Origin of the sequence: Vibrio hippocampi, from assembly GCF_921292975.1 — a bacterium.
In the GTDB taxonomy this organism is placed as follows: Bacteria; Pseudomonadota; Gammaproteobacteria; order Enterobacterales; family Vibrionaceae; genus Vibrio; species Vibrio hippocampi.
This window is the reverse complement of the sequence record NZ_CAKLCM010000002.1, coordinates 562,748-576,179: the sequence shown is the minus strand read 5'-3', so window position 1 is coordinate 576,179 and position 13,432 is coordinate 562,748. Positions and strand designations below refer to the sequence as shown.

Here is a 13,432-nt window from a genome sequence, read left to right as displayed (position 1 = left end):
ACAGTGCAGTTCATTGAAATACACTTGCTGTTTAGTGACATAAGCAGTGGACCTGTCATGTCGTGTAGGGGCATTCTTGATAAATTTACTAGACTCTACAAACGAGTTAATCTGTACCGACGATAAAGAAAATATTTAGTGATATGCAAATTCCCGTACACTTGAATGCACTTAAGGCGTTTGAAGCCAGTGCCCGGCATCGAAGTTTCTCTGGTGCAGCTGCTGAGCTGTACGTCACCCCTGCAGCTGTGGGGCAATTAGTTCGCTCCTTGGAAGACTGGTTGGGTGAGCCACTATTTATCCGCTCCAATAGTGGTAAATACCGCTTAACATTGACCGAAGCCGCTGAAAGAGCATTGCCTGACATTCAATCGGGCTTTGAGCAATTGGCGTTAGGGCTTGAGAAGATGAAGCAAAGCCCAACCTGTGGCGTACTAAACGTTACCGTCAGTCCAGCGTTTGCCGCCAAGTGGCTATTGCCCAAGTTGCACCGCTTTCAAAGTGCTTATCCAGATACCGACGTTCGGCTTGATATGAGCCGGCATTCGGTTGACTTTGTTGCGCAGCATATTGATGTCGGTGTGCGTTATGGTCTCGGTCAGTGGGCGGGGCTCAGTGCTGAAAAGCTGATGGATGAAGAGGTGTTCCCCGTATGCTCCCCAACATTGCTTAAACAAAAAGGCTTTGCAAAACCAGAAGAACTGCTAAGTGAGGTGTTAATTCACGATACCTCAATTGAGAAACACAAAGCCTTTCCTACGTGGCGGCAGTGGCTAGATAAGGCTGGCTCTTCGGAGCACACTGCCGAGCACAATCTTAAAATCAACAATTCAGCTGGAGTGCTTCAGTCTGCGATAGACGGTGCAGGTATCGCCCTTGCTCGAAGTGTGATGGCAAAGGATGACTTAGCCGCAGGTCGATTGGTGCGTTTGTTCCCTGAGCTGTCTTTTGAATCACCATTGGCCTATTACGTTGTCTACAAGCAAGAAGACGCAGAGCTTGCAAGAATGCAGGTATTTAAATTCTGGTTGCTACAAGAAGTGGTCGATAAACCCGAGCGCTAAAGTTTTTCTATTCGACAATTAAAGATCTTCTTGTTTGTTGATAAGGACTACTAAGACTAAAGTAACCCTCCACGTAACGCAGACTAAGAAGTAAATCATGGCTGAAGTAGCGCAATTACCACTCAATGAAGAGCAGCTAGTCTCTAAATACCATCGCTCTAATTTATGGCGGTTGACTATTTCTCAGGCATTGGCAGGGGCGAACTCGGTTGTTATTTATGCCACAGGCGCGATTGTCGGTAGTATGCTCGCTCCAACAGCGGTGCTAGCGACCTTACCTATCTCTATCTTTGTGGTGGGCATGGCATCGTGCGTATTACCTGCTGGTGAAATTGCACGACGCTTTGGTCGCCGAATGGCCTTCATGGTTGGGACATCTACCGGTGCATTGACAGGCATACTGGCAGCATTGGCTATGTACTTTGGGTGGTTTTGGCTTTTTTGCTTCTCTGCATTTCTGGGTGGAGCTTATGCCTCGGTCACTGTTTCTTTCCGATTTGCCGCCGCCGATGGTGTACCTGCTGAGAAGAGAGCGCAAGCACTATCGTTTGTCATGATTGGCGGTATTGCGGCCGGGGTCATTGGCCCTCAACTGATCACGCATACCATGCACCTATTTCCTGAGAGGCTTTATGTAGCCACCTTTATAGGCCAAGCAATTGTGGCGATGCTCTCTGGTTTTATCCTGTCGGGGGTGCGGGTGCCGGATATCAAACAATCAAAGGAAGTGGTTGGACGCACACTAACGGACATAGCGACTCAGCCACGCTTCATTTCAGCGGTAATCTGTGGAGCGGCTTCCTACCTTATTATGAACTTCCTAATGACGTCCGCACCATTGGCAATGCAAATGCACGGTCATAGCTATGAGTCTGCGAACCTCGGTATTCAATGGCATGTAATGGCGATGTATGTACCGAGCTTTTTTACTGGCAAATTAATTTCCCGTTTTGGAGCAACGTTGGTTTCTACGGTTGGTATTGTCTTAACCGGTATTTCGGCAATGATTGGCCTGCTTGGTAGTGACGTCTTCCACTTCTATGCACTCCTTATCTTACTTGGTGTTGGCTGGAACTTTGGTTTTCTTGGTGCATCTGCTTTGGTTCTTGAGTGCCACCGACCTGAAGAAAAGAACCAAGTCCAATCGCTGAACGACTTTATTATTTTTGGGCTAATGGCAATTGGCTCATTTGCTTCTGGTGGCGTCTTAAGTGCTTATGGCTGGGAAGTCGTTTTATGGCTATCGCTGATCCCATTGGTTTTAGCTGCGTTAACCCTTGCAGCGACAAAAATAAAGCGTGCTGAACCTCTAAATCAGGAATCTAGACTAGGTGAGGTTGACTTATGACCTATCGTGCAATGCAAGTATCTCAACCCGGTAAGCTTGAATTAGTTGAAAGACAAGTGCCAACACCGAGCTTTGGTGAAGTAATCATTAAAGTTGAAGCGTGCGGAATATGTGGTGCAGATATATTCGACATTGATGGTATCGCACCTAATCAGTCAACACCACGAATCCCCGGACATGAAGTTGTTGGCCGCATCATATCGCTAGGCCAAGGAGTTTCAAATACTTGGCAAGTAGGCCAAAGAGTTGGGGTTGGTCGACTTGGTGGGCCTTGTCTCGCTTGCGACTCTTGTCGTGCTGGACACTTTCAGCAGTGCTCAGATCAACCGGTAGTAGGCTCTTCAATGGATGGTGGTTATGCTGAAATGATGCGAGTTCGGTCTTCAGGCTTAGTTTCCATCCCAGAGAGTCTATCCTCCGTAGAAGCTGCTCCCATGCTTTGTGCTGGTATAGCAACATTTAATGCATTGAAAAAGTGTGGGGCAGAGCCCGGTGATACGGTTGCGATCCTAGGTATTGGGGGATTAGGTCATATGGCGATTCAGTATACTCAACGAATGGGATACCGAGTGGTTGCTATTGGTAGGGGAAAAGATATTGAAGGTGACATATTAAGCCTTGGCGCTCACCATTACATTGATACTAATGAAGAATCCATCACTGAAGTATGTGCAAAATTAGAACCTATACAAGTGCTCATCGCGACGATTAATCACCCAGACTTAACCTCTCAGCTAACCAATATACTCGCACCAAAAGGACGAGTCATGATTTTAGGAGCAGGAGCTAAACCGCTTGTATTTAGAAGTGGCGCTTTAGTTGGCGGAGAGACGCAAATTTTGGGTTCTATCACAGGAACCCCATTTGAAAATGAAAAGGCATTGAAATTTAGCGTGTTGACTGACGTCCGACCTAGAATCGAAATCATGCCTTTTGAGCAAGCGAATGAGGCTTTTCAAAAGATGAAGTCCGGTGATGTGAATTTCAGAATGGTTTTGACGATGAAGTAAACCATTGCTTTTTAATGTCTTAGCAAAAAAATTATAGTTTGAGCAGTGGTGAGATTATGAATATTAGAGAGATTTCAAAGCAAACGAACCTATCGGCAAAATCTATTCGTTTGTATGAGGAGAAAGGCATCATTTCGCCTCTTCAACGAAGTGAATCTGGTTACCGAGAGTTTTCACAACATCATATTAATGAGCTTAACCTTATCTCTAGAGCAAAGAATGCCGGCTTTTCCTTACAAGAGTGTAAGGAGTTTGCTGAGATGTCACGGAACCCCAAGCGAGAAAGTCGAGTCGTGAAGCTCCATGCCAAAACAAAGCTAGTTGAAGTAGATGCGAAAATAGCAGAATTGCTCGAAATGAAAGCGCAATTAGAATGCTGGATCTCAGCATGACTGGGTGATTCTGACAGTTATTGCCCGATAATTGATGACTTAACAAAAGTAGTTGTAAGTTGAATTTAGAAGGCTTTAATGGGAGGGAATAAAACAGGAGTAAAACACTCAGGTTAGAAAAGTCTAGCGGTTCAAAATGCGCTTGGAGTTGGGCTCTGAACATACGAAATTGCTACTGTTCAATCTTGTAATTGAAAGCTAGTAGATTAGATATAGTTATCGACTTTTGAACAGCAGTAGTTTTTATTCTAAAACGTTTTTGTCCAAAAGTGAGTTTCGAACTTTATGCACATTTGACCTCTGGTAGCCACGATAGAAACGAATGTCGGAAGTCAAAAAGTTTCAACTTTAATGTCCTCCGACAATGAGCGCTTTTGAGCTCTGCAAACCAATGGTAGCAAACGTTCTTCAATTAAGTTCAAAAAACTCACTTTCTGACAAACCGCTCAATTACAGCCGGTTTCTATAATTCTGTCCGCCCAAAAGAGATGACTACGCGTTGGTTTTTTGCCTTACCGATTGGTGAGGTATTGTCGGCTATCGGTCGACGCTTACCGTATCCTTGTACTTGAATTCGATCTCTAGGGAGCCCTATCGATTCAAAATAGTCTTGCAGGATAATTGCACGCTGAATCGATAATTGCTGACTCTCACTCTTGCTCGTCGTTGAATCCGTGTAGGCCGAGACCAGCACAAGATCGATATCCGCATTGTAACGAATATACTCCGCAATCTGATTCAGTCTTTGTTGAGAGGTTTTGTTCAATTGCTCATTATTTCGATCATAGTGAAGGATCGTGAATGAGATGTCTTCAAAGCTATACGGTAATAAATTCGCTAAACAGTCGCTGAATACATTAAATTTGGCTTGGAACAGTACTGAAGACAAGGAGACTTCAATTCGCTCATCGCGACTTTGCCAGTCTTGATAACTAAAGGTCGGGTAGCGTCCTTTCTCCAATTCACTTAACAAACTCCAAGCCGTTTGCTCTCCGACGTAACCATCAAATTGCTTAAAAAATTGCAAGTTGGTGATGCGATCCGCACTCTCGCCCGGTCGCCAAGGGGGCGGCATAGAAACCAAGCTAACGTTTCGAGTGTCTCCCATTGAACGACGCATTTTTAACTCAAAGTCCAAGTTTTTCTTCTTGTTGGCACGAGCCGTAAATACCGCGTCACCAAAATTAGGGATTGGGTGCACTAAGCGGCACTCTAACGGCGTATTGACTACCATTTCCCATTTCGATTGGCTCGGAGTGGCGGCATAACGCTTCTCCATTGCCGCTTTAGCCATCGAGGTTTGTGAAAGCATTAAAAGAGAGATGGTAGCTAAAGCTTTGAATTTCATAACAATAAATAACTCACAAAGACGTTGTTATCATGGCAGCGTGTTGCCGCTTTAATGTATATTTTGCATCGTACAACTAGCATATGCAAAATACTCGCCATATTTCCTGATTTTGTGCCACTATCAAATGATCACACCACAGCGCTCTGGGTCAAGTTACCGTATATTGTTGGATTCAATAGTTACTTGGGTATAAGTGGGACTATGGGTTTTTTATATACTGATAATCTGCAATAATGCAGCCCTTGTCACACTAGAAAACTCTAAAATGTCTACAGAAAACCAAGCTTTGAGCCTTAAAAATCGATTTCGTGGTTACTTTCCTGTTGTTGTTGATGTTGAAACCGCGGGTTTCAATTCACAAACCGACGCTCTGTTAGAGATCTGCGCTATCACCCTAGCCATGGATGAAGAGGGTAATCTCCAACCAGCGACAACACTGCATTTCCACATCGAGCCTTTTGAAGGAGCTAATCTCGAAAAAGAAGCGCTTGAATTCAATGGTATTCGTGATCCCTTTAGTCCCCTTCGAGGTGCCGTGTCTGAACAAGAGGCGCTAAAAGAGATCTATAAAGTCATTCGTAAAGAGCAGAAACAACATGACTGTAGTCGAGCCATCATGGTCGCCCACAATGCGAACTTTGACCTAAGCTTTGTTAATGCTGCCAACGAGCGAGCCAAGCTAAAAAGAGTGCCATTCCATCCATTTGCCACGTTCGATACCGCGGCTCTGAGTGGATTAGCGTTTGGTCAAACCGTATTAGCCAAAGCGTGTAAAACTGCAGGAATGGAGTTTGACAACAAAGAGGCACATTCCGCGCTGTATGATACTCAAAAAACAGCCGAGCTATTTTGTAAAATTGTCAACAAATGGAAAGCCCTTGGTGGCTGGCCGTTGTCAGACAGCAATAATTAAAAATCATCACAACATTAAATTTGGGAAAATTATGAATCCTGTCGTTATATCCGTATGCGTCATGCTTGTTTTGGCATTGATGCGTGTCAATGTCGTCGTTGCCTTGACGCTAAGTGCCATGATTGGCGGTGTCGCATCTGGCATGTCACTTGGCGATACTGTCAGTGCTTTTGAAGGCGGTCTTGGTGGCGGCGCAACTATCGCACTTAGCTATGCGATGTTAGGCACCTTCGCTGTTGCGATTTCTAAGTCAGGTATTACTGACCTACTTGCGCAAAGTGTTATCAAGCGCATCCATGGCAAAGAGAGTTCGGCGTCAACCACCGGATTAAAATACGCGGTGTTAGTCGCGCTGATCCTTGTGACCATGTCTTCACAAAATATTATCCCGGTGCATATCGCCTTTATCCCTATTCTGATCCCACCTCTTTTAGGCGTTTTTGCAAAACTTAAACTCGATAGACGACTGGTTGCCTGTGTTCTAACGTTCGGTCTAGTCACACCTTATATGGTGTTACCGGTTGGCTTTGGTGGCATCTTCCTAAACAACATCCTGCTTAAAAACCTGCATGATAATGGCATGGAAACCATTACCGCGGCACAGGTTCCAATGGCAATGTTGCTGCCTGCTGCGGGTATGATCACTGGACTGTTGGTCGCCATTTTCATTAGCTACAGAAAACCTCGCGAATACCAAGCGACTGAGCTGACACAAATCGATGAAGAACCATCGCACATAAACAAAAAGAGTATCTTGGTAGCCGTTGCCGGTATCGTGACAGCGCTTGCGGTTCAGCTCACCACGGGTTCTATGATTATTGGTGCATTAGCTGGCTTTATGGTGTTCACTTTTGGGGGCGTCATTGCGTGGAAAGAAACGCAAGATGTGTTCACTAAAGGGGTACACATGATGGCGATGATTGGCTTTATCATGATTTCAGCAGCGGGCTTTGCGGCGGTAATGAAGCAGACCGGTGGTGTTGAATCTTTGGTTGAAGCGCTATCAACAAGTATTGGTGACAACAAGCCTCTTGCTGCGCTACTGATGTTAGTCGTAGGTTTGTTGGTCACGATGGGAATTGGGTCTTCGTTTTCCACTATCCCTATTATCGCGACGATCTATGTCCCTCTGGCGATTGCTTTTGGCTTCTCTCCAATGGCGACAGTGGCATTAGTTGGTACGGCAGCCGCTTTGGGTGATGCAGGCTCACCAGCCTCTGACTCGACATTAGGTCCAACATCTGGCTTAAATGCTGACGGTCAGCATGAGCACATTTGGGAAACCGTCGTTCCAACCTTCCTGCATTACAACCTACCGCTGATTGTGTTTGGTTGGATTGCTGCGATGGTGCTCTAATCTAAGACACCTGATTCGCAGACTTAACTTTGCAAAAACAAAAAGGCTTGGTCATACCAAGCCTTTTTTAAACACAAGTTAGCGGTTAAAGCGAATTATGCTTCTCCAGCTTTTCTGTATTACAAGCGTTTTGTATTACGAACCTTCTGCATTACGAGCAGCGGCTTCTTTCACGAGTGGCTGTAATTCGCCTTTCTGAAACATCTCTACAATAATGTCACAGCCGCCAATTAACTCACCTTCAACCCACAGTTGCGGGAACGTTGGCCATTGAGCGTACTTTGGAAGTTCAGCGCGGATGTCTGGGTTTTGTAAGATATCTACATAAGCAAACTTCTCACCACATGTCATAAGTGCTTGAGCTGCCTGCGAAGAAAAACCACAGCTAGGTAGCTTTGGTGAGCCTTTCATATAAAGAAGGATCGCGTTCTCTTCGATTTGTTGTTTGATTTTGTCGATAGTTTCCATTTTTTCCTCAAATACTTATATCGCTGTTGTTGACATTTTAGCGGATTGACACAGAATAAAAAGCACAATAATAATGTGGTTATATTTTTATAACGCAAACCCACCCGATCGCGCAACACGTTATTAACACAAACGCGCTAAATTGGGTCAAAGAGTCATCAACTGTCATTCTCAACTAGGATTAATTTTTACCTTACCCTTTTAATAAAGTAAAAACTTGCTAAAATGACAGTCAGCCTAACATAGGTCAGACTCAACGATAAAGATATTGGAAGCAATCAAGGGCTTAGCCCAGTAAAATCAATGGAGAAACAAGCAATGTCATTTGAATTACCAGCGCTACCATACGCAAAAGACGCTCTAGAACCACACATTTCTGCGGAAACTTTGGATTTCCACCACGGCAAACACCACAACACTTACGTGGTAAAGCTAAATGGTCTGATCCCTGGTACAGAATTTGAAGGCAAAACGCTTGAAGAGATCGTGAAGACTTCAGCGGGTGGTATCTTCAACAACGCTGCTCAAATCTGGAACCACACGTTCTACTGGCACTGCCTAGCACCAAACGCGGGTGGCGAACCAACAGGCGCAGTAGCGGACGCTATTAATGCCGCATTTGGTTCATTTGAAGCGTTTAAAGCTAAGTTTACTGATTCTGCAATCAACAACTTCGGTTCTTCATGGACGTGGCTTGTGAAAAAGGCGGACGGTTCTCTTGATATTGTTAACACATCAAACGCAGCAACACCTCTCACTGAAGAAGGTATTACTCCGCTGCTAACGGTTGACCTTTGGGAACACGCTTACTACATCGATTACCGCAACGTACGTCCAGATTACATGAACGGTTTCTGGGCACTTGTGAACTGGGATTTTGTTGCTGAAAACCTAGCAAAATAAGCGACAACCTAAGTCGAATGATAGAGGCCTGTTTGATACAGGCCTTTTTAATGTCTGCGCGATCCTCGCATCCCTATTCGTTTGTCAGTATATATTTGTCAGCATGTATTTATCAGCATAAAGCGCTAAAGGTCTGCTATGGTTTGCCGATAAAGTCCCTGTAACAAGAGGTACTTATGCAAATTCATCGCTTAGACACAGCAAATTTAATCAACGAACTCCAGTGCGGAAGCTCACTCAGCCAAGCGGTTGAGCAAGGCCGACGTGCGGACTTTTCGTTGCTGCTATCTATGCTAAGCCAGGATTGTCGCGAGACATCAACCTTGGAAACAGGCGATCACCAAGAAATCACCGAATCCGAACTGAAAGCTCAGTTGGGTATTGCTGAGCCACAAAGGCTAAAAGCAGAAACCAGCGATTATGAAAACTCAGCAAAGATTGCCAATTTGTTCCACCAAGGTGGGCTTGCGGGGGCAAAACTCCAGCATTATGTTAAGCCTGAACCATTAAGCTACTCTCCGGCTCATACCCATGGGTTTTCTGAAGATGTTTATCAAAACCTCAGCGGTCACACGCGACGTCAGTTGAGTGAAGGCGAATCACGAAAATCGACCATAGATACTCTCTATCTCACTCTTGCCGAAAGTCGTCGTACCGACCAAATATCCGTGCGCCTATAAGCGTTATACGGGCAACAAAAATCATTTGTCACCAGACATCTGTTTCTCACATTCCGTGACAAGTTCCAAATTTTTCGATGACCCCACACCAAGCTTGATTAATTTTTGACCTTCTTCACGCTTAATTGCGTAATTTTTTCCCAAGTTACTAGTTCTTATCCTTTGTGCCATTTGCGTCATTTCGCATTTTGGCTCATACGGGTAGATTGAAGCGACACATCGATCTACTAACGCGAATTATGCTTGAGGGAAGCTGTCCATGGTCATAAAAGATTCCGTTGTAGTGATAACATCAGCAGCCACTCCGCTTGGAGCGATGTTTGCCACTCACTTTTCTCGTCTCGATGCGCATGTCATTGTGTGTGACACTAACATTCAAGGACTCAAAGATACCTTTTCACGTTGTCGTGAAATCACCTCAAAAGTAGACATGATGGCGCTAAATGATGTCAGTCTCTCAGCAGTCGATGATCTCTTTAACGGAATCGAAACCAAACTGGGTCGATCACCAAACATCTTGGTTAATCACTGGACAGCATTGCCTCGATTGTCGTTCACAGACACTTTGTCTGGCGCTCAGTTTATTCAACAATTTTCTCTGTTAGCATCCCGTTTATTTTTGTTTGGGCAGGTCGCTGCCGAACGTATGGCGTCTCATCAATCCGGCGTTATCGTTAATGTAGTGGCGCAAGAGCCGGATCAGAAACAGAGTGACATAGACAGCACCACGTCCATGGTGACAGGTTTCACTAAAAGCTGGGCCAAAGAACTCAAGATTCATAACATCCGAGTGGGTGGTATTATCCCAGTCTCAACTCACAACTATTCGGTATCGGTTAACTGGGCAAAGTTTCAAGATGAACTGACCCGCACCACTGAGTACATTGTGACTAATGACTATTTCAGTGGTCGAGTGGTAAGCACCGACGGGTAACTCTGTGTTTATTTCTTTATCGTCTCCGCTACCAGACAAGCCTATACAAAAAAGCCCCTGCTACCTTACGGTAACAGGGGCTTTTATTCAGCTAACTGAGATTACGCTTTTGCTTTTTTCGCTTTAGGCGCTTCTTGGTCTGCTTTCTTCTTGATAACGGTTGTACCTTCGAAAGTTTCACCTTCTACAAACGCTTTACCGTAGTAAGCGGCTGTTAGCACTTCTTTAAGCTCACTGATCAATGGGTAGCGTGGGTTCGCACCAGTACATTGGTCATCGAACGCTTCTACCGCGAGTTCTTCAAGCTTCGCTAAGAAGTCAGCTTCCGCTACACCCGCTGCTTGGATAGACAGTGGGATGTCTAGGTCGCCTTTCAACTCTTCCAACCAAGCAAGTAGACGCTCAATTTTCTGTGCTGTACGGTCGCCAGCTTGGCTTAGACCTAGGTGGTCAGCAACTTCTGCATAACGACGACGTGCTTGTGGACGGTCGTATTGAGAGAATGCTGTCTGCTTCGTTGGGTTGTCGTTCGCGTTGTAACGTACCACGTTCGAGATTAGCAATGCGTTTGCTAGACCGTGTGGTAGGTGGAACTCAGCACCCAGTTTGTGAGCCATCGAGTGACACACACCTAGGAATGCGTTCGCAAATGCCACGCCCGCGATAGTCGCAGCGTTGTGTACTTTTTCACGAGCGATTGGGTCATTGGCACCATTCGCATAGCTAGAAGGTAGGTACTCTTTTAGCATCTTAAGTGCTTGTAGAGCCTGACCGTCAGAGTATTCGTTCGCTAGAACAGACACATAAGCTTCCAGAGCGTGAGTCACAGCATCGTAACCACCAAATGCGGTTAGAGACTTAGGCATGTTCATAACAAGGTTAGCATCAACGATTGCCATGTTAGGCGTTAACTCGTAGTCAGCTAGTGGGTATTTAGCCCCTGTCTCGTCGTCAGTCACTACCGCAAATGGTGTGACTTCAGAACCAGTACCCGACGTTGTTGTGATACACACAAGTTCTGCTTTAGAACCCATTTTAGGGAACTTGTAGATACGCTTACGGATGTCCATAAAGCGCATTGCCAGTTCTTCGAAGTGTGTTTCTGGGTGCTCGTACATTACCCACATGATCTTAGCGGCATCCATTGGAGAACCACCACCTAGAGCAAGGATAACGTCTGGCTGGAAGCTTTGCATTGCGTCCGCACCTTTCTTAACTACAGATAGCGTTGGATCCGCTTCTACGTCAAAGAAAGTTTGAACTTCCATGCCTTGTGCTTTCAGTAGTTGTACCACGTCGTCAGCATAACCGTTGTTGAATAGGAAACGGTCTGTTACTAGGAATGCACGTTTCTTACCTTCTAGATCGCTAAGTGCGATTGGAAGGCTACCACGGCGGAAGTAGATTGACTTAGGTAGTTTGTGCCACAACATGTTTTCAGCTCGCTTCGCAACAGTTTTCTTGTTGATTAGGTGTTTAGGACCTACGTTCTCAGAAATTGAGTTACCACCCCATGAACCACAACCCAGTGTTAGTGAAGGCGCAACGTTAAAGTTGTACAGGTCACCGATACCACCGTGAGTGGTTGGGATATTGATCAGGATACGAGCCGTCTTCATCTTGTCGCCGAAGTAACGGATGCGGTCTGCGTTCACATCTTGGTTGGTGTATAGACCAGAAGTGTGACCGATACCACCGATTTCAACCATAGTCACCGCTTGAGCAACCGCATCTTCGAAGTTGTCAGCACGGAATAGACCTAGCGTTGGCGATAGTTTTTCGTGTGCGAATGCGTCGTCGTAAGAAACCTTACCTAGACCTTCACCGACAAGAACTTTCGTGTCTGCTGGTACTTTTACGCCTGCCATTTCAGCGATAGCTGGTGCTGGTTGACCAACGATTTTCGCGTTCAGTGCGCCATCGATAAGAAGAACTTTACGAACTTTATCCGCTTCAGCTTTGCTTAACACATACGCTTTATGAGATGCGAAACGCTCTTTCACTTCGTCATACACTTCATCAACCACGATAGCAGCCTGCTCAGAAGCACAAACTACACCGTTATCGAATGTCTTAGACATAAGGATAGAAGCCACTGCACGCTTAACGTCAGCCGTTTCATCGATAACAACAGGAACGTTACCTGCACCAACACCAATTGCTGGCTTACCAGAAGAGTATGCCGCTTTAACCATGCCTGGACCGCCAGTCGCAAGGATAAGCGCGATATCGTCGTGCTTCATAAGCGCGTTAGAAAGCTCAACAGATGGCTGGTCAATCCAACCGATGATGTCTTTTGGCGCACCCGCTGCCACTGCTGCATCTAGAACCAGTTTTGCTGCATCGTTGGTTGAGTTCTTCGCACGTGGGTGTGGCGAAAAGATGATAGCGTTACGAGTCTTAAGTGAAATTAGAGACTTAAAGATTGCCGTAGACGTTGGGTTAGTGGTCGGTACGATACCGCAGATGATACCAACAGGCTCTGCAATCGTCATCGTGCCTAGGTTGTCGTCCTCATCCAGAACGCCACAAGTTTTCTCGTCCTTGTATTTGTTATAGATGAACTCAGAAGCAAAGTGGTTTTTGATTACTTTGTCTTCCACGATACCCATACCAGACTCGGCAACCGCTTGTTGTGCAAGAGGGATACGAGCTTGGTTTGCTGCAAGTGAAGCGGCACGGAAAATTTTGTCAACTTGCTCTTGAGAGTAAGTTGCAAACTCAGCTTGTGCTGCTTTTACGCGAGCGACTAGAGCATCTAGTTCAGCTAAATTTGTTACAGGCATAATAGGATCTCCTAAAATAAAAAACTAAAAACTTTTTATTAAACCAGTTGTTTACAGCATAAAAAGCTCGGATTGCAGAACAACATAACTTAGTAAATCGCTTTCATGGAGTGAGTATAATATTTCACGCCGTGAAAAAAATTGATTCAGATCACACGTAAAAATTTATTTACCCACTTAGAGTTAATCAAAATGGGTTAACTCAAGATAAGCGATTGATTTTACA

At 45.2% G+C, this 13,432-nt stretch carries 12 protein-coding genes; 9 read left to right on the top strand and 3 right to left on the bottom strand.

Annotation, left to right across the window (positions count from 1 at the left end):
- The first annotated feature begins 143 nt into the window (after window positions 1-143).
- From gcvA to L9Q39_RS05070, 4 genes are all read left to right on the top strand, one after another.
- Window positions 144-1,064, top strand: coding sequence for a transcriptional regulator GcvA (gene gcvA, locus L9Q39_RS05085; protein WP_237484028.1), 921 nt, complete (start codon window positions 144-146; stop codon window positions 1,062-1,064).
- A gap of 97 nt (window positions 1,065-1,161) precedes the next feature.
- Window positions 1,162-2,412 (top strand): MFS transporter, encoded by a 1,251-nt coding sequence (locus tag L9Q39_RS05080; RefSeq protein ID WP_237484027.1) that lies wholly within the window; start codon window positions 1,162-1,164, stop codon window positions 2,410-2,412.
- Entirely contained in the window at window positions 2,409-3,422 is a 1,014-nt protein-coding gene (locus L9Q39_RS05075) for an alcohol dehydrogenase catalytic domain-containing protein (protein ID WP_237484026.1), read from the top strand. Before L9Q39_RS05080 ends, L9Q39_RS05075 begins: the two co-directional genes overlap by 4 nt.
- 56 nt (window positions 3,423-3,478) lie before the next feature.
- Window positions 3,479-3,814, top strand: coding sequence for a MerR family transcriptional regulator (locus L9Q39_RS05070; protein WP_237484025.1), 336 nt, complete (start codon window positions 3,479-3,481; stop codon window positions 3,812-3,814).
- 463 nt (window positions 3,815-4,277) lie between these two features.
- On the opposite strand, the gene motY is transcribed toward L9Q39_RS05070, so the two are convergent.
- On the bottom strand, window positions 4,278-5,126 hold the full coding sequence (motY, locus tag L9Q39_RS05065; protein WP_435532827.1) for a flagellar protein MotY: 849 nt from the start codon (window positions 5,124-5,126) through the stop codon (window positions 4,278-4,280).
- 304 nt (window positions 5,127-5,430) lie between these two features.
- Between motY and rnt the strand changes: the two genes are divergently transcribed.
- The gene (gene rnt / locus L9Q39_RS05060; RefSeq protein ID WP_237484023.1) at window positions 5,431-6,078 is read left to right on the top strand and encodes a ribonuclease T; all 648 of its coding nucleotides are present in this window, start codon (window positions 5,431-5,433) and stop codon (window positions 6,076-6,078) included.
- A gap of 31 nt (window positions 6,079-6,109) precedes the next feature.
- Window positions 6,110-7,435, top strand: coding sequence for a Na+/H+ antiporter family protein (locus tag L9Q39_RS05055; RefSeq protein WP_237484022.1), 1,326 nt, complete (start codon window positions 6,110-6,112; stop codon window positions 7,433-7,435).
- Window positions 7,436-7,570: 135 nt separating this feature from the next.
- Here the strand turns inward: L9Q39_RS05055 and L9Q39_RS05050 are convergent, their stop codons facing one another.
- Window positions 7,571-7,903: a Grx4 family monothiol glutaredoxin gene (locus L9Q39_RS05050; protein WP_237484021.1), complete on the bottom strand. Its 333-nt coding sequence runs from the start codon at window positions 7,901-7,903 to the stop codon at window positions 7,571-7,573.
- Between the two features lie 318 nt (window positions 7,904-8,221).
- Here L9Q39_RS05050 and sodB point away from each other — a divergent pair, with 318 nt between their 5' ends.
- The 3 genes from sodB (at window position 8,222) to L9Q39_RS05035 (ending at window position 10,420) form a co-directional block, all read left to right on the top strand.
- A complete protein-coding gene (gene sodB, locus L9Q39_RS05045; RefSeq protein WP_237484020.1) occupies window positions 8,222-8,806 on the top strand; it encodes a superoxide dismutase [Fe] in 585 nt (194 codons plus the stop codon).
- A gap of 176 nt (window positions 8,807-8,982) precedes the next feature.
- Entirely contained in the window at window positions 8,983-9,486 is a 504-nt protein-coding gene (locus L9Q39_RS05040) for a VC2046/SO_2500 family protein (RefSeq protein WP_237484019.1), read from the top strand.
- 259 nt (window positions 9,487-9,745) lie between these two features.
- On the top strand, window positions 9,746-10,420 hold the full coding sequence (locus tag L9Q39_RS05035) for an SDR family oxidoreductase (RefSeq protein WP_237484018.1): 675 nt from the start codon (window positions 9,746-9,748) through the stop codon (window positions 10,418-10,420).
- Between the two features lie 101 nt (window positions 10,421-10,521).
- On the opposite strand, the gene adhE is transcribed toward L9Q39_RS05035, so the two are convergent.
- On the bottom strand, window positions 10,522-13,206 hold the full coding sequence (gene adhE, locus L9Q39_RS05030; protein WP_237484017.1) for a bifunctional acetaldehyde-CoA/alcohol dehydrogenase: 2,685 nt from the start codon (window positions 13,204-13,206) through the stop codon (window positions 10,522-10,524).
- Window positions 13,207-13,432: the final 226 nt, after the last annotated feature.

What these genes read in the sequence shown, in the direction of transcription:
- L9Q39_RS05080 (WP_237484027.1), top strand. Translation starts at nt 1,162, where the DNA reads ATGGCTGAAGTAGCGCAATTACCACTCAATGAAGAGCAGCTAGTCTCT.
- gcvA (WP_237484028.1), top strand. Translation starts at nt 144, where the DNA reads ATGCAAATTCCCGTACACTTGAATGCACTTAAGGCGTTTGAAGCCAGT.
- L9Q39_RS05040 (WP_237484019.1), top strand. Translation starts at nt 8,983, where the DNA reads ATGCAAATTCATCGCTTAGACACAGCAAATTTAATCAACGAACTCCAG.
- rnt (WP_237484023.1), top strand. Translation starts at nt 5,431, where the DNA reads ATGTCTACAGAAAACCAAGCTTTGAGCCTTAAAAATCGATTTCGTGGT.
- L9Q39_RS05070 (WP_237484025.1), top strand. Translation starts at nt 3,479, where the DNA reads ATGAATATTAGAGAGATTTCAAAGCAAACGAACCTATCGGCAAAATCT.
- L9Q39_RS05035 (WP_237484018.1), top strand. Translation starts at nt 9,746, where the DNA reads ATGGTCATAAAAGATTCCGTTGTAGTGATAACATCAGCAGCCACTCCG.
- L9Q39_RS05055 (WP_237484022.1), top strand. Translation starts at nt 6,110, where the DNA reads ATGAATCCTGTCGTTATATCCGTATGCGTCATGCTTGTTTTGGCATTG.
- adhE (WP_237484017.1), bottom strand. Translation starts at nt 13,206, where the DNA reads ATGCCTGTAACAAATTTAGCTGAACTAGATGCTCTAGTCGCTCGCGTA.
- sodB (WP_237484020.1), top strand. Translation starts at nt 8,222, where the DNA reads ATGTCATTTGAATTACCAGCGCTACCATACGCAAAAGACGCTCTAGAA.
- L9Q39_RS05050 (WP_237484021.1), bottom strand. Translation starts at nt 7,903, where the DNA reads ATGGAAACTATCGACAAAATCAAACAACAAATCGAAGAGAACGCGATC.
- motY (WP_435532827.1), bottom strand. Translation starts at nt 5,126, where the DNA reads ATGCTTTCACAAACCTCGATGGCTAAAGCGGCAATGGAGAAGCGTTAT.
- L9Q39_RS05075 (WP_237484026.1), top strand. Translation starts at nt 2,409, where the DNA reads ATGACCTATCGTGCAATGCAAGTATCTCAACCCGGTAAGCTTGAATTA.